Below are 19117 nucleotides of genomic sequence, written 5' to 3'. Positions count from 1 at the left end.
CGTGGTGTGCAATGGATCTCGTGCCCGCACTGGAAGAACCACTGAAGAAGGTGCTCGGCCCCGCCACCGCGAAGGTGATGGCCGAGCATCTCGGCCTGCACTCCGTCGGCGACCTCCTGCACCATTACCCGCGCAGATACGAGGAGCGGGGGCAGCTGACCCACCTCGCCGACCTGCCCATGGACGAGCACGTCACCGTGGTCGCCCAGGTCGCCGACGCCCGTCTGCACACCTTCGCCTCCGCCAAGGCGCCGCGCGGCAAGGGGCAGCGCCTGGAGGTCACCATCACGGACGGCAGCGGCCGCCTCCAACTGGTCTTCTTCGGCAACGGCGTCCACAAGCCCCACAAGGAGCTCCTCCCGGGCACCCGCGCGATGTTCTCCGGCAAGGTCTCCCTCTTCAACCGCCGCCTCCAACTGGCGCATCCGGCCTACGAGTTGCTGCGCGGGGATGCGGAGGAGACGGTGGAGACCTGGGCAGGGGCCCTGATCCCCATCTACCCGGCCACCGCCAAACTGGAGTCCTGGAAGATCGGCAAGGCGATCCAGACGGTCCTGCCGAGTGCGCAGGCGGCGACGGACCCCCTGCCGGAGTCCCTCCGCGAGGGCCGCGGTCTGGTCCCCCTCCCCGAGGCCCTCCTCAAGATCCACCGCCCGCACACCAAGGCCGACGTCGCCGACGCCCACGCCCGCCTCAAGTGGGACGAGGCCTTCGTCCTCCAGGTGGCCCTCGCCCGCCGCCGCCACGCGGACGCCCAACTCCCGGCGGTTCCGAGGAAACCGGCTCCGGACGGCCTCCTCTCGGCCTTCGACGACCGCCTCCCCTTCACCCTCACGGAAGGGCAGCAGAAGGTCTCCAAGGAGATCTTCGACGACCTGGCGACGGACCATCCGATGCACCGGCTGCTCCAGGGCGAGGTCGGATCGGGAAAGACCCTGGTCGCCCTGCGCGCGATGCTCGCCGTCGTCGACGCCGGCGGACAGGCCGCCATGCTGGCCCCCACCGAGGTGCTCGCGCAGCAGCACCACCGCTCGATCGTGGAGATGATGGGCGACCTGGCCGAGGGCGGCATGCTCGGCGGCACCGAGCACGCCACCAAGGTCGTGCTGCTCACCGGTTCGATGGGGACGGCCGCGCGCAGGCAGGCGATGCTGGATCTGGTCACCGGTGAGGCCGGGGTCGTGATCGGCACGCACGCGCTGATCGAGGACAAGGTGCAGTTCCACGACCTGGGCCTGGTCGTGGTCGACGAACAGCACCGGTTCGGGGTCGAGCAGCGGGACGCCCTGCGCGGCAAGGGAAAGCAGCCGCCCCACCTCCTCGTCATGACGGCCACCCCCATTCCGCGCACGGTCGCCATGACCGTCTTCGGCGACCTGGAGACCTCCGTCCTCGACCAGCTCCCGGCCGGCCGCTCCCCGATCGCCAGCCATGTGGTGCCCGCCGCGGACAAACCCCACTTCCTCGCCCGCGCCTGGGAACGCGTCCGCGAGGAGGTGGAGAACGGCCACCAGGCGTACGTCGTCTGCCCCCGCATCGGCGACGAGGAGGACGACCCGAAGAAGGCCAGGAAGTCCGCGGAGGACGAGGCCGAGAAGCGCCCGCCGCTCGCCGTCCTGGACATCGCCGACCAGCTCACCAAAGGCCCCCTGAGCGGGCTGCGGGTCGAGGTCCTGCACGGCAGGATGCACCCCGACGACAAGGACGCGGTCATGCGCCGCTTCGCCGCCGGCGAGACCCACGTCCTGGTGGCCACCACGGTCATCGAGGTCGGTGTCAACGTCCCCAACGCCACGGCCATGGTCGTCATGGACGCCGACCGCTTCGGCGTCTCCCAGCTCCACCAACTGCGCGGCCGAGTGGGCCGGGGCTCGGCGCCCGGCCTGTGCCTCCTGGTCTCGGAGATGCCCGAGGCGAGCCCGGCCCGCCAGCGCCTGAACGCGGTGGCGTCGACCCTGGACGGCTTCGAACTGTCCCGCATCGACCTGGAGCAGCGCCGCGAGGGCGATGTCCTCGGCCAGGCCCAGTCCGGCGCCCGGACCTCGCTGCGGGTCCTCGCCGTGATCGAGGACGAGGAGATCATCGCGGAGGCCAGGGAGGAGGCGACGGCGGTGGTGGCGGCGGACCCGGAGCTGACCAGCCTTCCCGGCCTGCGCACGGCCCTGGACGCCTTGCTGGACGAGGAGAGGGAGCAGTACCTGGAAAAGGGCTGAGAAACTGGACCCGTAACCATCCCCGAACAAGGACCGAAGATGACCCGCGTGATCGCCGGCAAGGCGGGTGGGCGCCGTCTGGCCGTCCCGCCGGGCAACGGCACCCGTCCCACCTCCGACCGCGCGCGCGAAGGACTCTTCTCCACCTGGCAGTCCCTCCTCGGCGGCCCCCTGGCAGGTGAGCGGGTCCTCGACCTCTACGCCGGATCAGGCGCGGTCGGTCTGGAAGCCCTCTCCCGCGGCGCAGCCCACACCCTGCTCGTCGAGGCCGACGCCCGCGCCGCCCGCACGATCCGGGAGAACGTCAAGAACATCGGCCTCCCCGGTGCCGAGGTGAGGGCGGGCAAAGCGGAACAGGTCATTCAACAACCGGCGCCGGCACAGCCGTACGACATCGTCTTCCTGGACCCCCCTTACCGGGTCACAGATCACGATCTTCGCGAGATTCTGCTCACACTCCGCGCGGAACACTGGCTCGCGCCGGAGGCCCTCGTCACCGTGGAGCGCAGCACCAGAGGTGGAGAATTCAAGTGGCCGCCCGGATTCGACGCGGTCAAGGCCCGTCGCTACGGCGAGGGAACGTTTTGGTACGGTCGCGCCGCCTCTACGTGCGAAGACGCACGATGACCGGACCGGAGAGCGAGGGATCTCAAGTGCGCCGCGCCGTCTGTCCCGGGTCGTTCGACCCCATCACCAACGGACACCTCGACATCATCTCCCGCGCCTCCAGACTGTACGACGAGGTCTACGTCGCGGTGATGATCAACAAGTCCAAGAAGGGCCTCTTCGAGATCGACGAGCGGATCGACCTGATCCGCGAGGTCACCGCCGAGTACGGCAACGTGATCGTGGAGGCCTTCCACGGCCTCCTCGTCGACTACTGCAAGGAGCGCGACATCCCGGCCATCGTCAAGGGCCTGCGCGCGGTCAGCGACTTCGACTACGAGCTGCAGATGGCCCAGATGAACAACGGCCTGAGCGGTGTCGAGACCCTCTTCGTGCCGACCAACCCCACCTACAGCTTCCTGTCCTCCTCGCTCGTCAAGGAGGTCGCGACCTGGGGCGGAGACGTCTCCCACCTGGTCCCCCCGAGGGTTCTGGAAGCCCTGAACGAGCGCCTCCGCAAAGGCTGATGGGGCTACAGTCGTCCCGTCCGTCTCCAACACGGCTGTAGAGAGTGGCGAGCACAGGTGGACGTGCAGAAGAAGCTCGACGAGATCGTGGCCACGGTCTCCGGTGCCCGGTCGATGCCCATGTCGGCCTCGGTGATGGTCAACCGCGCCGAACTGCTCGCGATGCTGGAAGAGCTGCGCCAGGCCCTGCCCGGTTCCCTCGCGCAGGCCCAGGAGCTGATCGGCGACCGTGAGCAGATGGTCGAGCAGGCCCGCCAGGAGGCCGAGCGCATCATCTCCACGGCGCACGCCGAGCGCGGCTCGCTGATCTCCGACACCGAGGTCGCCCGCCGCTCCCAGGCCGAGGCCGACCGGATCCTGAACGAGGCCCGCCAGGAGGCCGAGGAGGTCCGCGCGGAGGCCGACGACTACGTCGACTCCAAGCTCGCCAACTTCGAGGTCGTCCTCACCAAGACGCTCGGCTCGGTCGGCCGCGGCCGGGAGAAGCTCCTCGGCACCGGCCCGGGCCTCGACGAGAACGGCTACGAGGACGAGGACGCCCCCGAGCGCAGCCACGACCCCGAGACGCTGCGCAAGGACGCCGACTCCTACGTCGACGCCAAGCTCGGCGCCTTCGAGGCGGTCCTCGCCAAGACCCTGGAGGCCGTCGGCCGCGGCCGCCAGAAGCTGCACGGCCGCATCGCCACCGACGACCTCGGGGCCCTCGCCGACAACACCGCCACCGTTCAGCACTCCAGCGACGCCGACTACCTGGCCGACCTCACCGCCCTCGCGGAGCAGGACGCCCGGGCCGAGGCCCGGAACCAGGCCGAGCAGCCGGACTACGCCCAGCAGCCGGCGTACGGCTACCAGCAGCAGACCGACGCCTACGCCGGCTATCAGCAGCAGCCCGATCCCTACGCCCAGCAGGACCCGTACGGCTACCAGCAGGCCGACCCCTACGCCTATCAGGGCTACGACCAGCAGCAGGCCGCGTACGACCAGCACCAGGCGCAGCAGACGCACCAGCCGGAGCAGACGCACCAGCCGCAGCAGGACTACGCCCTCGACGAGACGAGCCTCTTCGACACCGGCATGATCACGCCGGAGCAGTTGAGGGCGTACGAGCAGGGTCGCGGCCAGTAGGAGACACCGGATTGGGCCGTGAGCGAAAGGTCCAGTATCCTGGCTCTTCGGTCGCGTGTACGTCCGCGATCACCGCTGCCCGGGAACACCGAAGGGCGGCGTCCCTCTGAGCTCGAAGATCGAAAGCAGGAATGGCCCTGAACGCCCGCCTCGACCACCGCAACCCTCTTGTGTTCGACACACACGAGCTGGGGCGGCGTCCTGGCGCGCTGCAGCGCCTGACCCGTGAGATCGACGCTCCCAAGGATCTCGGCATCCAGGGAGTGATCGGAGTGCCGGAAGGCGCCCCGGTTGTGCTCGAACTCCGGCTCGAGTCGGTCATGGAAGGGGTGCTTGTCACAGGCACCGCCCGTGCACAGGCCGAGGGGGAGTGCGTAAGGTGTCTGGAGCCGCTTGAGCTGGCGCTCGAAGCGGACTTCCAGGAGATGTTCTCGTACCCTGACGCCGACGACCGTGGCCGCGTGAAAGCGGAACCGGCCGACGACGCCGAGGAAGACGAGGACAGGCTCTTCATCGAGGACGGTCTGTTCGACCTCGAGCCTGTGCTGCGCGATGCGGTGGTGCTCGCACTGCCGATGCAGCCGGTGTGCCAGGACGACTGCCTGGGCCTGTGCTCCGAGTGCGGAGAGCGGCTCACGGACGACCCGGACCACCACCACGACGCCGTCGACATCCGTTGGGCGGCACTGCAGGGACTCGCCGGTTCACTCGAAGACGGCGAGAAGGACGAGATGAGTGGCGAAGCGCCTCGATCGGCGCCCGCCAACGAGAAGCAGGAGAAGTAGCCGTGGCTGTTCCGAAGCGGAAGATGTCGCGCAGCAACACGCGCCACCGCCGGTCGCAGTGGAAGGCTGCGGTCCCCAACCTGGTTGCGTGCGAGCGCTGCCACGAGCCCAAGCTGCAGCACATCGCGTGCCCCGCTTGTGGCACCTACAACAAGCGCCAGGTCCTCGAGGTCTGAGCGGCTGGTGAGAGGCACTGTGTCCACGCCGAAGAAGAACTCGGGCGACAACCAGGCCTCGTCCCACACGCTGTTGGAAGGGCGGCTCGGGTACAAGCTCGAGTCCGCCCTTCTGGTGCGTGCGCTGACCCACCGTTCCTACGCATACGAGAACGGCGGCCTGCCCACCAACGAGCGCCTGGAGTTCCTCGGGGACTCCGTGCTCGGCCTGGTGGTCACGGACACGCTGTACACCACCCACCCGGACCTGCCCGAAGGCCAACTGGCCAAGTTGCGGGCCGCGGTGGTCAACTCGCGTGCGCTGGCGGAGGTGGGCCGTGGGCTCGAACTGGGTTCCTTCATCCGGCTCGGCCGGGGTGAAGAGGGCACAGGCGGCCGGGACAAGGCATCCATCCTCGCCGACACCCTCGAAGCGGTGATCGGCGCTGTCTATCTCGACCAGGGTCTTGAGGCGGCCTCCGAACTGGTGCACCGCCTGTTCGACCCCCTGATCGAGAAATCCTCGAACCTCGGTGCCGGCCTGGACTGGAAGACCAGTCTCCAGGAGCTCACCGCGACCGAAGGGCTCGGCGTGCCCGAGTACCTGGTCACGGAGACCGGCCCCGATCACGAGAAGACCTTCACTGCTGCCGCCCGCGTCGGAGGCGTCTCGTACGGCACCGGCACCGGCCGCAGCAAGAAGGAGGCGGAGCAGCAGGCCGCGGAGTCCGCCTGGAGGTCCATCCGGACCGCCGCGGACGAGCGCGCCAAGGCGGTGGCCGAAAAGGCCGTCGAGGCCGTTGAGGTCGTCGAAGCCGCCGAGGACGACGACGAAGGTCCGTCGTCCGTCTCCGCCTGACGCCTGGAAGCACCCAGCGCGTCTGGAAGAACAGCGCAGCCGAGCGCCTGCCCCTGAACGCCGGGGCGGGCGCTCCGCTCATACACCGGTCCGTGACGGGGGAGCCCCATGCCCGAGTTGCCCGAGGTCGAGGTCGTACGGCGGGGCCTTGAACGGTGGGTCGCCCACCGTACGGTCGCCGAGGCCGAGGTGCTGCACCCGCGTGCGGTCCGCCGTCACCTCGCCGGTGCCGACGACTTCGCGCACCGTCTCAAGGGCCACCGCGTCGGTACCCCGAGCCGCCGCGGCAAGTACCTCTGGCTGCCCCTGGAGGACACGGACCAGTCGGTCCTGGCCCACCTCGGGATGAGCGGCCAGCTGCTGGTCCAGCCGCACGCGGCGCCCGACGAGAAGCACCTCAGGATCCGGGTGAGGTTCGCCGACGAGGTCGACACCGAACTCCGCTTCGTCGACCAACGCACCTTCGGTGGACTGTCGTTGCACGACAACACCCCCGACGGCCTGCCCGATGTGATCGCGCACATCGCGCGCGACCCCCTCGACCCGCTCTTCGACGACGAGGCGTTCCACCAGGCCCTGCGCCGCAAGCGCTCCACCATCAAACGGGCCCTGCTCGACCAGTCGTTGATCAGCGGAGTCGGCAACATCTACGCGGACGAGGCCCTTTGGCGCTCCCGCATCCACTACGAGCGCCCCACGGCCGGCTTCACGCGCCCGCGCACGGCCGAACTCCTGGGCCACGTCAGGGATGTGATGAACGCGGCCCTCGCGGTCGGCGGCACCAGCTTCGACAGCCTGTACGTCAACGTCAACGGCGAGTCCGGGTACTTCGACCGGTCCCTCGACGCGTACGGCCGTGAGGGGCTGCCGTGCAAGCGGTGCGGTACGCCGATGCGCCGACGGCCCTGGATGAACCGGTCCAGCTACTTCTGTCCGAGGTGTCAGCGGGCGCCGCGCGTCACGTCGTAGCGCTCGCGGGCGGCCAGGACGTCGTCCATGCGGCCCTCGACGAAGTGGATGAGGCCCAGCAGCCGCTCGGCGACGTCGCGGCCCAGCGGGGTCAGCTCGTAGTCGACCCGGGGCGGATTGGTGGGCTGGGCCTCGCGGTGCACCAGGCCGTCGCGCTCCAGCGCCTGGAGCGTCTGGGAGAGCATCTTCTCGCTCACGCCGTCGACCCGGCGGCGCAGCTCGTTGAAGCGCAGCGAGCCCTCGTACAGGGCGCCGAGGGTGAGTGCGCCCCAGCGGCCCGTCACGTGCTCCAGGGTGCCGCGCGAGGGGCAGGCCTTGGCGAACACGTCGTACGGGAGGTCCCGCGCCTCCAGGGGCTGCTGCGTGGTGTCCATATCACGAGCGTACTGGAAGAGAGCACTAACCGACAGGTCGCACTAACGAAAAGTTAGTGCGCCTCGGGTCCGCGGCCTCTAGTACCCGAAGTCCTGGGTCCACCAGGGGCCGCCCGCACCGAACTGCACACCCACGCCGAGCGTCTTGAAGTCGCAGTTCAGTATGTTGGCCTTGTGGCCGGGGCTGTTCATCCAGGCTTCCATGACCGCGGCCGGGTCGGCCTGCCCCCGGGCTATGTTCTCGCCACCGAGAGTGGTTATCCCGGCCTTCGCCGCCCGGTCCCACGGAGTGGCGCCGCTCGGGTCGGTGTGGTCGAAGAAGCCCTGGTCGGCCATGGCCTTGCTGAAGGCCCCGGCCAGGTCGGCCAGCGCGCTGTTGGCGGCGACCGGGCTGCAGCCGACCTTCGCCCGCTCGACGTTGACGAGCTCCAGCACCTGGGCCGCCGCCGCGGCCTCCGTGGAGACCTCCACCGGCGCGGTGGTCTCCTGCTTCGCCGGCTCCCGCTCCTTCTGTGAAGGAGTGGTCTCCGGCTTCTCGCTCGGCGTGGCCGCCGGCTTCTTCGGCGGCTTCTTCGGCTTCTCGGTCGGCGCGGCCGTCGAGGTCGAGGGGGCCGGCGCGGGCGAGGAGGCGCGCTCGGCGTCCCGGCTCGTCGACGAGCCGTCCTCGCGGCTCTCGGCGCTGCCGGAGGCGCCGCCCTGCTCGGCCGGGGAGTTGGTCGGCGAGCTCGCCGCCTGCAGGTCACCGCCGGTGGTGCTGCCGCCGCCGATCTTGTAGTTGTCCAGGCCGGGCACCACGCCCGCGGCGACGGCGACCGTGCCGATCGCGACGGCGGCGGAGACCCCGAGCAGACCGGTCTTGACCGGCGTCACGAGGTTCTTCCGGCGCCGGCGGTGCGAGCCGCCGCGACGCGGGCCGTCGGCGGGCGTGTAGCCCTCGCCGCGGTACAGCGCGTACTCCTCCTCCGACGCGAACAGGTAGGCGTCACTGCGCGCGTAGGGGTCGGCGTCCTCGTGGCTCAGGCGGGTCGGGGTGCCCACCGAGGCGAAGTTGTACGAGTCCTGCGGGTCGTACCCGCCCTCGTAGGAGCTGAATGTCTGTGTGACTCCCGTGGCGCGGCCCGTGGCGGCGCGGCCGGCGGCGGAGCGTCGGTGGCGTCCCATGTCCTTGCCTTCCTCGTCTGTTCTTGAGGTCGACGCGTCCCCCCGGTCAACCAAAGTCACAAAACCCACACGATGGAGTGAGTTTCGTATGAGATTCATTGGCAGCGGACAGTACCGCATGGCGCCAGAGGAGGGAGTGTCGGGAGAGACATTGGCCGGTTAGGTTGCACCCATGAGCGAGGATGTACGACTGGTCGCCTGGGTGCGTGGACGCGTCCAAGGTGTGGGTTTCCGCTGGTTCACGCGGGCCAAGGCCCTGGAGATCGGTGGCCTGAGTGGTTTTGCTCTCAATCTGGACGACGGACGCGTGCAAGTGGTCGCGGAGGGGCCGCGCAAGGGCTGTCAGGGACTCCTGGAGTGGCTCCTGGGTGACGACACGCCCGGACGCGTCGACGGTGTCACCGAGATCTGGGACACACCTCGCGGGGGTTACGACGGCTTCGCCATCCGCTGAGCCGTTTCTGTAAAACGGCCCAGGCGGTAGCGGAGGGACATGCCACCGGCACCTGCCGGAAGCAGAAAGGCGCTGGTGGTTGCCAAGAAGCCCGTGCCGTGGCAGGCTCCCCGGCTAAGAATGATCGTCACGCCCCCGGGGTCCCGAGGGAGCCGCAGCGCCGCCGTTCTCAGGCCGCGCCGGCGCGGGTTGCCACCAATACGGGGCGTGATCGTGTTGACCGTCAAACTTTTTGGTGAGACGCTGAAAGCACCCCGCGCACCTTAGCTGTTTGGCATGGAAGAACGGCAACACGAACTAAAAAGTGTCAAGCACCGCGGGTGCGAATCCCTCACGACCCACACCGCATCGGTCGGTCACTCAGTGTGGAGGACCATCCATCATGGCAAAGGCGCTTCTCGGTTACGTCGGCGGCTCGGACCCTCGACTCCTCGCCGAGATGCGACGGCTCCAGCAGCGCGTCCAGGACCTGGAATCCGAGCTCGTACGGATCCAGGCGGAGAACGACGCGCTCGCGGCTGCCGCTTCTCACGACAGGATCATGGAGAGCATCGACGCACACCAGGCGGAGCCTGCGCTCACCTGATCACTGCATCGCTACACGACAGCTCACGCAGTGGTCCGGGCGGCCCGTATCAACCGCTAACCGGTATCAATCGCTAAGTTGTCAGAGTTTGCAAGGGACGCTTCGGCGTCCCTTCTTTCTTGCCCCCGTGCACCCTTTCACTCTCTTAACGTTTGGTGTGCCCTCCACGTTCAATGGTGAAACCGCGGGCCACCGCGCGTTCATGGAGTGAGACACCCCCGGAAGGTAGAGTCCAGCGGCGTGCACCTCAAGGCCCTGACCCTCCGGGGGTTCAAGTCGTTCGCCTCGGCGACCACGCTCCGGTTCGAACCGGGGATCACCTGCGTGGTCGGTCCGAACGGCTCGGGCAAGTCCAATGTCGTGGACGCGCTCAGCTGGGTCATGGGTGAGCAGGGCGCCAAGTCGCTGCGCGGCGGCAAGATGGAGGACGTCATCTTCGCCGGCACCACCGGGCGGCCGCCGCTGGGCCGCGCCGAGGTGTCCCTGACCATCGACAACTCCGACGGTGCCCTGCCCATCGAGTACGCCGAGGTCACCATCACGCGGATCATGTTCCGCAACGGCGGCAGCGAGTACCAGATCAACGGCGACACCTGCCGTCTCCTGGACATCCAGGAACTCCTGTCCGACTCCGGCATCGGCCGCGAGATGCACGTCATCGTCGGCCAGGGCCAGCTCGACTCCGTCCTGCACGCGGATCCGACGGGCCGCCGCGCCTTCATCGAGGAGGCCGCCGGCGTCCTCAAGCACCGCAAGCGCAAGGAGAAGGCGCTGCGCAAGCTGGACGCGATGCAGGCCAACCTCGCGCGCGTGCAGGACCTCACCGACGAACTCCGGCGCCAGCTCAAGCCGCTCGGCCGGCAGGCCGCGGTCGCCCGCCGGGCCGCCGTCATCCAGGCCGACCTGCGCGACGCCCGTCTCCGGCTGCTCGCCGACGATCTCGTACGGCTGCGACAGGCGCTCCAGGCGGAGGTCGCGGACGAGGCCACGCTGAAGGAGCGCAAGGAGAGCGCCGAGCAGGAACTGAAGAAGGCCCTCCAGCGCGAGGCCCTTCTGGAGGACGAGGTGCGGCAGCTCACGCCCCGGCTCCAGCGCGCCCAGCAGACCTGGTACGAGCTCTCCCAGCTCGCCGAGCGGGTGCGCGGCACGATCTCGCTGGCCGACGCGCGCGTGAAGAGCGCGACCTCGGCGCCGCCCGAGGAACGGCGGGGCCGTGACCCCGAGGACATGGAGCGCGAGGCCGCCCGCATCCGCGAGCAGGAGGCCGAGCTGGAGGCCGCCCTGGAGGCGGCCGAGCACGCGCTGGAGGACACCGTCGCCCACCGCTCCGAGCTGGAGCGCGAGCTCGCTCAGGAGGAACGGCGTCTGAAGGACGTGGCCCGGGCCATCGCCGACCGCCGCGAGGGCCTCGCCCGCCTCAGCGGCCAGGTCAACGCGGCCCGTTCCCGCGCCGCCTCGGCCCAGGCCGAGATCGACCGCCTCGCCGCCGCGCGGGACGAGGCCCAGGAGCGGGCCGTGGCCGCGCAGGAGGAGTACGAGGCGCTGAAGGCCGAGGTCGACGGCCTGGACGCGGGCGACGCGGCACTCGCCGAGCAGCACGAGGCGGCCAAACGGCGGCTCGCCGAGGCGGAGGCCGCACTGACCGCCGCCCGCGAGGCGGTTACGGCGACGGAGCGCAGGCGAGCGGCGACGCAGGCTCGTCATGAGGCGCTGGCGATGGGCTTGAGGAGGAAGGACGGCACGGGCGCGCTGCTGGGAGCGAAGGACCGCCTCACCGGCTTGCTGGGCCCGGCGGCGGAACTGCTGACGGTGACGCCGGGCCACGAGGTCGCGCTGGCGGCGGCGTTCGGGGCGGCGGCGGACGCGCTGGCGGTGACCTCGCCTTCGGCGGCGGCGGACGCGATCCGGTTGCTGCGGAAGCAGGACGGAGGCAGAGTGTCACTGCTTCTCGCCGGAGCACCGGAATCACCTGGGGGCGCGGGGCTGCATGAGTCTGCGGCTCCGCCGCGGGGCGCGACCAGCCACGACGGACCCGCGGACGCCACTCATCAGCACGCGGCAGATCTGGTCCGCGCCCCCTCCGAACTGATGCCCGCGGTAAGACGTGTTCTCCACGGCATCGTGCTCGTCAACACCCTCGAAGACGCCGAAGACCTCGTCTACGCCCACCCCCACCTCACCGCAGTCACCGCCGAGGGCGACCTCCTCGGCGCCCACTTCGCCCACGGCGGCTCCGCGGGCGCCCCGAGCCTCCTCGAAGTACAGGCCTCCGTGGACGAGGCCGCGGCCGAACTCGAAGAGCTGGCGATCCGCTGCGAGGAACTCACCGAGACCCAGCACACGGCGGTGGAGCAACGCAAGGAGTGCGCCGCCCGAGTCGAGGAGCTGGGGGAGCGGCGCCGGGCCGCCGACCGGGAGAAGTCGGCCGTGGCCCAGCAGCTCGGTCGGCTGTCCGGCCAGGCCAGGGGCGCCGCCGGCGAGGCGGAACGCTCCACCGCGGCTGCCGCTCGGGCGCAGGACGCGCTGGAGAAGGCCCTCGAAGAGGTCGAGGAACTGGCCGAACGGCTCGCGGTGGCCGAGGAGATGCCGGTGGAGGAGGAGCCCGACACCTCTGTACGGGACCGTCTCGCCGCCGACGGGGCCAACGCCCGCCAGACCGAGATGGAGGCCCGCCTCCAGGTCCGTACGCACGAGGAGCGGGTCAAGGGACTCGCCGGCCGGGCCGACTCCCTCGACCGGGCCGCCCGCGCGGAGCGGGACGCACGCGCGCGTGCCGAACAGCGGCGGGCCCGGCTGCGGCACGAGGCCGCCGTGGCCGAGGCTGTCGCCTCCGGTGCGCGGCAGCTGCTCGCCCACGTCGAGGTGTCCCTCGCGCGCGCGGACGCGGAGCGGACCGCCGCCGACGCCGCCAAGGCGCTGCGCGAACGGGAGTTGACCGCCGCCCGGAACACCGGCCGCGATCTCAAGGCCGAACTCGACAAGCTGACCGACTCCGTCCACCGCGGTGAGGTGCTCGGAGCCGAGAAGCGGATGCGGATCGAGCAGCTGGAGACGAAGGCCCTGGAGGAGCTGGGCGTCGAACCGGCGGGTCTCGTCGACGAGTACGGCCCGCACCAGCTCGTCCCGCCCTCCCCGCCCGCCGAGGGCGAGGAGCTGCCCGAGGATCCCGAGCATCCGCGCAACCAGCCGAAGCAGTTCCACCGGGCCGAGCAGGAGAAGCGACTCAAGGCGGCCGAGCGGGCCTACCAGCAGCTCGGCAAGGTCAATCCGCTGGCGCTGGAGGAGTTCGCGGCGCTGGAGGAGCGGCACAAGTTCCTCAGTGAGCAGCTGGAGGACCTGAAGAAGACCCGCGCCGATCTGCTTCAAGTGGTGAAGGAGGTCGACGAGCGCGTCGAGCAGGTCTTCACCGAGGCCTACCGGGACACGGCCCGTGAGTTCGAGGGCGTCTTCAGCCGGCTCTTCCCGGGCGGCGAGGGGCGGCTCATCCTCACCGACCCCGACAACATGCTCACCACGGGCGTGGACGTCGAGGCGCGGCCGCCGGGCAAGAAGGTCAAGCGGCTCAGCCTGCTCTCGGGTGGCGAGCGCTCGCTCACGGCCGTAGCTTTGCTGGTGTCGATCTTCAAGGCGCGGCCCAGCCCGTTCTACGTCATGGACGAGGTCGAGGCCGCCCTCGACGACACCAACCTCCAGCGGCTGATCCGCATCATGCAGGAGCTGCAGGAGGCCTCGCAGCTCATCGTGATCACGCACCAGAAGCGGACGATGGAGGTCGCCGACGCGCTGTACGGCGTCTCCATGCAGGGCGACGGGGTGTCGAAGGTCATCAGCCAGCGGCTGCGCTGACCTCCCACGACTTCAAGAAGTGAACGTATGTGGCGGTCGTCTGTCTAAGTTCTCACAATTGACCACGTTTGAATTTGAGTCTTGAAGGCATAAGGTCAGCAGCGTTGGATTTACCTTCAGGTACCACCTATCTGGGGGCTGACCACACCGACAGCGTTGCCGGTGGCCCGAGGAGTAAACGTGACCAGCACAGCACAGGCATCCGAACCAGGAGCCCGTACGGCTCACCCCGATCATCTCGGGCATGTCATCTTCATCGCGGCGGCGGCCGCGATGGGCGGATTCCTCTTCGGCTACGACAGCTCCGTGATCAACGGCGCGGTCGAGGCCATCCGGGGCCGCTACGACGTCGGCTCCGCGGCCCTGGCACAGGTCATCGCCATCGCCCTGATCGGCTGTGCCATCGGCGCCGCGACCGCCGGACGCATCGCGGACCGCATCGGCCGTATCCGCTGCATGCAGATCTCGGCGGTCCTCTTCACCATCAGCGCCGTCGGTTCGGCACTGCCCTTCGCGCTGTACGACCTCGCCTTCTGGCGGGTCGTCGGCGGCTTCGCCATCGGTATGGCCTCGGTCATCGGCCCGGCCTACATCGCCGAGGTCGCCCCGCCCGCCTACCGTGGCCGGCTCGGTTCCTTCCAGCAGGCCGCGATCGTCATCGGCATCGCGATCTCGCAGCTGGTCAACTGGGGCCTGCTGAACGCCGCCGGCGGTGACCAGCGCGGCAAGCTGATGGGCCTGGAGGCCTGGCAGGTCATGCTCGGCGTCATGGTGATCCCGGCCGTCCTCTACGGGCTGCTCTCCTTCGCCATCCCCGAGTCCCCGCGCTTTTTGATCTCCGTCGGCAAGCACGAGCGTGCCAAGGAGATCCTCGCGGAGGTCGAGGGCGACAAGATCGACCTCGACGCGCGCGTGGCCGAGATCGAGCACGCCATGAAGAGCGAGCACAAGTCGACCTTCAAGGACCTGCTCGGCGGCTCCTTCTTCTTCAAGCCGATCGTCTGGGTCGGCATCGGCCTGTCGGTCTTCCAGCAGTTCGTCGGCATCAACGTCGCGTTCTACTACTCCTCGACGCTGTGGCAGTCGGTCGGTGTCGACCCGACGGACTCGTTCTTCTACTCCTTCACGACGTCGATCATCAACATCGTCGGCACCGTGATCGCGATGATCTTCGTGGACCGCGTCGGCCGCCGGCCACTCGCCCTGATCGGCTCGGTCGGCATGGTGATCGGTCTCGCGCTGGAGGCCTGGGCGTTCTCCTTCGACCTGGTCGACGGCAAGCTGCCGGCCGCGCAGGGCTGGACCGCCCTGATCGCCGCCCACGTCTTCGTCCTGTTCTTCGCCCTGTCCTGGGGTGTGGTCGTCTGGGTCTTCCTCGGCGAGATGTTCCCGAACCGGATCCGCGCCGCCGCCCTCGGTGTGGCCGCCTCCGCGCAGTGGATCGCCAACTGGGCCATCACCGCGAGCTTCCCGTCGCTGGCCGACTGGAACCTCTCCGCGACCTACGTGATCTACACGGTCTTCGCCGCGCTCTCCATCCCGTTCGTCCTCAAGTACGTCAAGGAGACGAAGGGCAAGGCGCTGGAGGAGATGGGCTGACGGCCCGCACAGTCCCGGGGGGATGGGCCCATACCCCGCCGCCCCTCTCCCCGTACCACCCGTCGCCCCCGGTCCGGCAACCGCCTGGACCGGGGGCGACGGTGTGGTGCGCGGGGGTCACCAGATGAGGACGCCGCCGCCGATCTCCAGGGCCTTGCCGATGCTCTCCTCGATGATCCTCAGCCGGGTCTCGATCTGGTCCCGGTGCTCCTCGAGGGTCCGCGGCCGCTGCGTGCCCTCGGCGACCTCGTCGAGGCGGGAGCGCAGGAGCGCCACCTCGCGCTGGAACTCGGGCACGTCCTCGGCCTCGACATAGAGGTCGTCGGCGGCCAGTACGGGCAGGAAGCGGGCGCCGAGCGAGCGCACGAACTCCGAACCCCACACCGTCGTACGCCACGACTCGAAGCCGCCGGACTGGTACACGCCCTCCGGCACGTCGAGTATCCGCCGCTTGCCGTCCGGCTCCCGGACGAAGACTTCCACCAAAAGGCTCATGGGCTCAGTGGATCACCGCTGCCCCCGGCCGGGCCATCGAATAGCGCCGCAGGTCAGCCGCCCAGGTCCGGAAGCACCCGTTCCGCGAACAACCGCAGACTCCGCCACCCCTCCGCCACCGGCATCCCGCCCGCCAGCGGATGCAGGACGAGGTTGTCGAGCCCCTGCTCCACACACTCCTCGGGCGTCAGGATCCGGTACACGCCCTCCGCGCGCAGTTCCTGCACCGACGTGGCCGCCGACCGCACCGCCGAGCGGATGTCACCGGACTGCCAGGAGGCGTACGTCCGGGCCTCGTGCAGGAAGTGCTCTCCGTGCCGTGCCCACACCTCGTCCGGGTCCTCGGCGATGTGCAGCAGCGGCGTCTCGGCGGTCGGCATCATGGTCCAGCCCTCGGTGCCGTACTCGACGAGCCGTTCCTTGTAGTAGGCCTCCAGCTCCGGCAGATGCGCGCTGGGGAAGAAGGGGAGACCCAGGCGGGCGGCCCGACGGGCGGCGGCCTTGGAGGAGCCGCCGACCAGGAGGAGGGGGTGCGGGTCGGTGAAGGGGCGCGGGGTGACCCGTACGGTACGGCCCCGGTACTCGAACTCCTCGCCGGTCCAGGCCTTGAGGAGGGTCTCCAGGAGCTCGTCCTGCAGGCGGCCCCGCCGCCTCCACTCCACGTCGAACAGGGCGTACTCCTCGGGGCGGTACCCGATCCCGGCGACCGTCACCAGGCGGCCGCCGCTCAGCAGATCCAGTACGGCGATCTCCTCGGCCAGGCGGAGCGGGTCGTGCAGCGGGCCGATCACGGCGGAGACGGTGACCGCGATCCTGCGCGTCGCGCCGAACACCGCGCCCGCGAAGGCGAACGGCGACGGCAGCCAGTTGTTGTCGACGCCGTGGTGCTCCTCGGTCTGCACGGTGGTGATCCCGTGCTCGTCGGCGTACGCGGCCATGTCCAGGGCGGCCCGGTAGCGGGCGCTGAGGGAGGCGGGCGTCGCGCCGGGCTCGACGAGGTTGAAACGGACGACCGTGACGGGCATGGGAGGTCCCCCTTCGCCGGACGGGTGGTGCGGGAACGGTAGCTGACGGGGCGTCAGATTGCTATGGGGGTGGCGCGCACGGAGCGTGGGGAAAGGACCGTCGCGGCCAGGGACGTCCCGTTCGGCCGTCCGCCCGGCCGGTTCCCGCCGATCGGCCTCACCGGGCCGTACGACACGATCGGCGCCGCGACGCCGACGGCGAGGGCCTGCCGGAAGCCGAGGCCGGACGAGCCGGGCCCGCTCCCTGCCGAAACCGCTCGCTTGCCTGAGCGAAGCGGCGCAGTCGCCGCGACGAGGGTGGGATGGATACTGGACGGGTTATGGAAACCGTCATCCTTGCTGTAGTCATCGCCGTGGTCGTGCTCGGTGTGCTCGGCGGACTCGTCGTCGGCAGCCGGCGCAAGAAGCCGCTGCCCCCGCCGCCCCCTTCCGCGCCCGACATCACCGCCCCTCCGGCCGAGCCGCACGTCGGCGACGAGGCCGAGACGCCGCGCGACGAACCGCGCCGGACCATAGAGGAGGTCGATCTCCCGGGCGGCTCGGCGCCGCCCGTCGAAGAAGAGCTCCCCCCGACCGAGATCGAGATCCCGGAGCCCACCGCCGGACGCCTGGTCCGACTGCGCACCCGGCTCTCCCGCTCGCAGAACGCCCTCGGCAAGGGGCTGCTGACCCTCCTGTCGCGTGAGCACCTCGACGACGACACCTGGGAGGAGATCGAGGACATCCTCCTCACCGCCGATGTCGGTGTGGCCCCCACCCAGGAACTGGTCGACGGGCTGCGTGAGCGGGTGAAGGTGCTCGGCACCCGGACCCCCGACGAACTGCGCGGGCTGCTGCGCGAGGAGCTGCTCAAGCTGGTCGGCACCGAGGTCGACCGCACGGTGCGGACCGAGCCCGAGGAGCGCAAGCCGGGCATCGTGATGGTCGTCGGGGTCAACGGCACCGGCAAGACCACCACCACCGGCAAGCTCGCGCGCGTGCTCGTCGCCGACGGGCGGACCGTCGTCCTCGGTGCCGCCGACACCTTCCGGGCCGCCGCCGCCGACCAGCTCCAGACCTGGGGCGAGCGCGTGGGCGCCTACACCGTGCGCGGGCCCGAGGGAGGCGACCCCGCCTCCGTGGCCTTCGACGCGGTGAAGGAGGGCAAGGAGATGGGGGTCGACGTGGTCCTCATCGACACCGCGGGCCGCCTGCACACCAAGACCGGTCTCATGGACGAGCTGGGCAAGGTCAAGCGGGTCGTCGAGAAGCACGCCCCGCTCGACGAGGTGCTGCTGGTGCTGGACGCCACGACGGGGCAGAACGGCCTGGTGCAGGCCCGCGTCTTCGCCGAGGTCGTCGACATCACCGGGATCGTCCTGACCAAGCTGGACGGCACCGCCAAGGGCGGCATCGTGGTCGCGGTCCAGCGCGAACTGGGCGTGCCGGTCAAGCTGATCGGTCTGGGAGAGGGCGCGGACGACCTGGCGCCGTTCGAGCCGGAGGCGTTCGTGGACGCGCTGATCGGCGAGTAGGCCACCGGTCACCGGTACAGGTGCGAAGAAGCGCCCGCCCCCGAGGTGCAGTCGGGAGCGGGCGCTTCGCTGTGTACGGCTACGCCTGTGACCGGTGTGCCACGTACGCCAGCGTCCCGAGCAGCAGGCGGGCCGCCGGCGGCTTCGTCGCCGTGTCCAGAGAAGGTGGCCGCAGCCACTGCACCGGCCCCAGGCCGCCCCGGTCCGACGGCGGAGCGGTGATGTACGTGCCCGGGCCCAGGCCGCGCAGGTCGAGGGAGGCGGCGTCGTCCCAGCCCATGCGGTAGAGGAGTCCGGTCAGGTCGGACGCGGCGCCGGGGGCGACGAAGAACTGGGCGCGGCCTTCGGGGGTCGCGGTCACCGGGCCGAGGGGCAGGCCCATGCGCTCCAGGCGGACCAGGGCGCGGCGCCCGGCCGGCTCGGCGACCTCGATGACGTCGAAGGCGCGGCCGACCTGCAGCATCACCGAGGCGCCGGGGAACTCGGACCACGCCTTGGTCACGTCGTCGAGCGTGGCCCCGGCCGGGACCGGGGGCGCGAAGTCGAGGGGGTGGGCGCCGGGGTGACGGCAGTCCGCGCGGCCGCAGGAGCAGGCGCCGGCCGAAGCCCGCGCGCCCGGGACGACGTCCCAGCCCCAGAGTCCGGTGAACTCGGCGACGGCGGTGCACTCCGAGGAGCGGCCGCGCCTGCGCGTACCGGAACGAATCTCCCGAATGCCGCCGATCGTGAAGCCCATGCCCCCTCCAACGGGTCCAGCGCGCCGGTGGTTACGAGGCGGACGCGACCAGTCACTCTCCGTTGCTTCGTCCGGGCGATGGTGGCGC

At 70.1% G+C, this 19117-nt stretch carries 18 protein-coding genes; 13 read left to right on the top strand and 5 right to left on the bottom strand.

Annotated elements, in window-relative coordinates:
- The first annotated feature begins 11 nt into the window (after positions 1-11).
- The 8 genes from recG (at position 12) to mutM (ending at position 7239) form a co-directional block, all read left to right on the top strand.
- Complete coding sequence (gene recG / locus ABZT02_RS30135; RefSeq protein ID WP_356022929.1) at positions 12-2213, top strand: ATP-dependent DNA helicase RecG; 2202 nt, start codon at positions 12-14, stop codon at positions 2211-2213.
- A 39-nt stretch (positions 2214-2252) separates the two neighbouring features.
- A complete protein-coding gene (gene rsmD, locus ABZT02_RS30130; protein WP_356022927.1) occupies positions 2253-2840 on the top strand; it encodes a 16S rRNA (guanine(966)-N(2))-methyltransferase RsmD in 588 nt (195 codons plus the stop codon).
- Between the two features lie 26 nt (positions 2841-2866).
- A complete protein-coding gene (gene coaD / locus ABZT02_RS30125; protein ID WP_020138732.1) occupies positions 2867-3346 on the top strand; it encodes a pantetheine-phosphate adenylyltransferase in 480 nt (159 codons plus the stop codon).
- A gap of 57 nt (positions 3347-3403) precedes the next feature.
- Positions 3404-4471: a cell division initiation protein gene (locus tag ABZT02_RS30120; protein ID WP_356022925.1), complete on the top strand. Its 1068-nt coding sequence runs from the start codon at positions 3404-3406 to the stop codon at positions 4469-4471.
- 131 nt (positions 4472-4602) lie between these two features.
- Positions 4603-5256, top strand: a complete 654-nt coding sequence (locus ABZT02_RS30115) for a DUF177 domain-containing protein (protein WP_031041209.1) — start codon at positions 4603-4605, stop codon at positions 5254-5256.
- Positions 5257-5258: 2 nt separating this feature from the next.
- On the top strand, positions 5259-5432 hold the full coding sequence (gene rpmF, locus ABZT02_RS30110) for a 50S ribosomal protein L32 (protein ID WP_033321093.1): 174 nt from the start codon (positions 5259-5261) through the stop codon (positions 5430-5432).
- Between the two features lie 19 nt (positions 5433-5451).
- Positions 5452-6270, top strand: a complete 819-nt coding sequence (gene rnc, locus ABZT02_RS30105) for a ribonuclease III (protein ID WP_356022980.1) — start codon at positions 5452-5454, stop codon at positions 6268-6270.
- Positions 6271-6378: 108 nt separating this feature from the next.
- The gene (mutM, locus tag ABZT02_RS30100; protein ID WP_356022922.1) at positions 6379-7239 is read left to right on the top strand and encodes a bifunctional DNA-formamidopyrimidine glycosylase/DNA-(apurinic or apyrimidinic site) lyase; all 861 of its coding nucleotides are present in this window, start codon (positions 6379-6381) and stop codon (positions 7237-7239) included.
- Here mutM and ABZT02_RS30095 read toward each other — a convergent pair.
- Together ABZT02_RS30095 and ABZT02_RS30090 are read right to left on the bottom strand one after the other, a co-directional pair.
- Positions 7212-7613 (bottom strand): helix-turn-helix domain-containing protein, encoded by a 402-nt coding sequence (locus tag ABZT02_RS30095; protein ID WP_356022919.1) that lies wholly within the window; start codon positions 7611-7613, stop codon positions 7212-7214. The genes mutM and ABZT02_RS30095 overlap by 28 nt on opposite strands.
- Positions 7614-7691: 78 nt before the next feature.
- The gene (locus tag ABZT02_RS30090) at positions 7692-8774 is read right to left on the bottom strand and encodes a CAP domain-containing protein (protein WP_356022917.1); all 1083 of its coding nucleotides are present in this window, start codon (positions 8772-8774) and stop codon (positions 7692-7694) included.
- Positions 8775-8946: 172 nt separating this feature from the next.
- On the opposite strand from ABZT02_RS30090, the gene ABZT02_RS30085 reads away from it, so the two are divergent.
- The 4 genes from ABZT02_RS30085 to ABZT02_RS30070 all read left to right on the top strand — a co-directional run bounded on the left by ABZT02_RS30085 (position 8947) and on the right by ABZT02_RS30070 (position 15259).
- Positions 8947-9228 (top strand): acylphosphatase, encoded by a 282-nt coding sequence (locus tag ABZT02_RS30085; protein ID WP_031041224.1) that lies wholly within the window; start codon positions 8947-8949, stop codon positions 9226-9228.
- A gap of 382 nt (positions 9229-9610) precedes the next feature.
- On the top strand, positions 9611-9814 hold the full coding sequence (locus tag ABZT02_RS30080) for a hypothetical protein (RefSeq protein ID WP_016432419.1): 204 nt from the start codon (positions 9611-9613) through the stop codon (positions 9812-9814).
- Between the two features lie 240 nt (positions 9815-10054).
- Positions 10055-13660 carry a chromosome segregation protein SMC gene (gene smc, locus ABZT02_RS30075; RefSeq protein ID WP_356022914.1) on the top strand — a complete coding sequence of 1202 codons (3606 nt, stop codon included), beginning with the start codon at positions 10055-10057 and terminating at the stop codon, positions 13658-13660.
- Between the two features lie 180 nt (positions 13661-13840).
- On the top strand, positions 13841-15259 hold the full coding sequence (locus ABZT02_RS30070) for a sugar porter family MFS transporter (protein WP_356022911.1): 1419 nt from the start codon (positions 13841-13843) through the stop codon (positions 15257-15259).
- 117 nt (positions 15260-15376) lie between these two features.
- Here ABZT02_RS30070 and ABZT02_RS30065 read toward each other — a convergent pair whose 3' ends face one another.
- Both ABZT02_RS30065 and ABZT02_RS30060 read right to left on the bottom strand, forming a co-directional pair.
- On the bottom strand, positions 15377-15754 hold the full coding sequence (locus tag ABZT02_RS30065; protein WP_356022909.1) for a hypothetical protein: 378 nt from the start codon (positions 15752-15754) through the stop codon (positions 15377-15379).
- 53 nt (positions 15755-15807) lie between these two features.
- The gene (locus ABZT02_RS30060; protein WP_356022907.1) at positions 15808-16779 is read right to left on the bottom strand and encodes an LLM class flavin-dependent oxidoreductase; all 972 of its coding nucleotides are present in this window, start codon (positions 16777-16779) and stop codon (positions 15808-15810) included.
- A gap of 320 nt (positions 16780-17099) precedes the next feature.
- Between ABZT02_RS30060 and ftsY the strand changes: the two genes are divergently transcribed.
- Complete coding sequence (gene ftsY, locus ABZT02_RS30055; protein WP_356022905.1) at positions 17100-18293, top strand: signal recognition particle-docking protein FtsY; 1194 nt, start codon at positions 17100-17102, stop codon at positions 18291-18293.
- Positions 18294-18372: 79 nt separating this feature from the next.
- Here the strand turns inward: ftsY and ABZT02_RS30050 are convergent, their stop codons facing one another.
- Entirely contained in the window at positions 18373-19029 is a 657-nt protein-coding gene (locus tag ABZT02_RS30050) for a bifunctional DNA primase/polymerase (RefSeq protein WP_356022902.1), read from the bottom strand.
- Between the last annotated feature and the right edge of the window lie 88 nt (positions 19030-19117).

The sequence above is a fragment of the Streptomyces sp. NPDC005402 genome, assembly GCF_040606575.1.
Lineage (GTDB): Bacteria > Actinomycetota > Actinomycetes > Streptomycetales > Streptomycetaceae > Streptomyces.
This window is presented reverse-complemented; position numbering and strand designations above follow the sequence as displayed.

Bases quoted from the DNA above. Each gene is read 5' to 3' on its own strand.
- rsmD (WP_356022927.1), top strand. From the start codon at position 2,253: ATGACCCGCGTGATCGCCGGCAAGGCGGGTGGGCGCCGTCTGGCCGTC.
- recG (WP_356022929.1), top strand. From the start codon at position 12: ATGGATCTCGTGCCCGCACTGGAAGAACCACTGAAGAAGGTGCTCGGC.
- mutM (WP_356022922.1), top strand. From the start codon at position 6,379: ATGCCCGAGTTGCCCGAGGTCGAGGTCGTACGGCGGGGCCTTGAACGG.
- ABZT02_RS30115 (WP_031041209.1), top strand. From the start codon at position 4,603: ATGGCCCTGAACGCCCGCCTCGACCACCGCAACCCTCTTGTGTTCGAC.
- ABZT02_RS30095 (WP_356022919.1), bottom strand. From the start codon at position 7,613: ATGGACACCACGCAGCAGCCCCTGGAGGCGCGGGACCTCCCGTACGAC.
- ABZT02_RS30050 (WP_356022902.1), bottom strand. From the start codon at position 19,029: ATGGGCTTCACGATCGGCGGCATTCGGGAGATTCGTTCCGGTACGCGC.
- ABZT02_RS30065 (WP_356022909.1), bottom strand. From the start codon at position 15,754: ATGAGCCTTTTGGTGGAAGTCTTCGTCCGGGAGCCGGACGGCAAGCGG.
- ftsY (WP_356022905.1), top strand. From the start codon at position 17,100: ATGGAAACCGTCATCCTTGCTGTAGTCATCGCCGTGGTCGTGCTCGGT.
- ABZT02_RS30085 (WP_031041224.1), top strand. From the start codon at position 8,947: ATGAGCGAGGATGTACGACTGGTCGCCTGGGTGCGTGGACGCGTCCAA.
- ABZT02_RS30090 (WP_356022917.1), bottom strand. From the start codon at position 8,774: ATGGGACGCCACCGACGCTCCGCCGCCGGCCGCGCCGCCACGGGCCGC.
- ABZT02_RS30060 (WP_356022907.1), bottom strand. From the start codon at position 16,779: ATGCCCGTCACGGTCGTCCGTTTCAACCTCGTCGAGCCCGGCGCGACG.
- ABZT02_RS30080 (WP_016432419.1), top strand. From the start codon at position 9,611: ATGGCAAAGGCGCTTCTCGGTTACGTCGGCGGCTCGGACCCTCGACTC.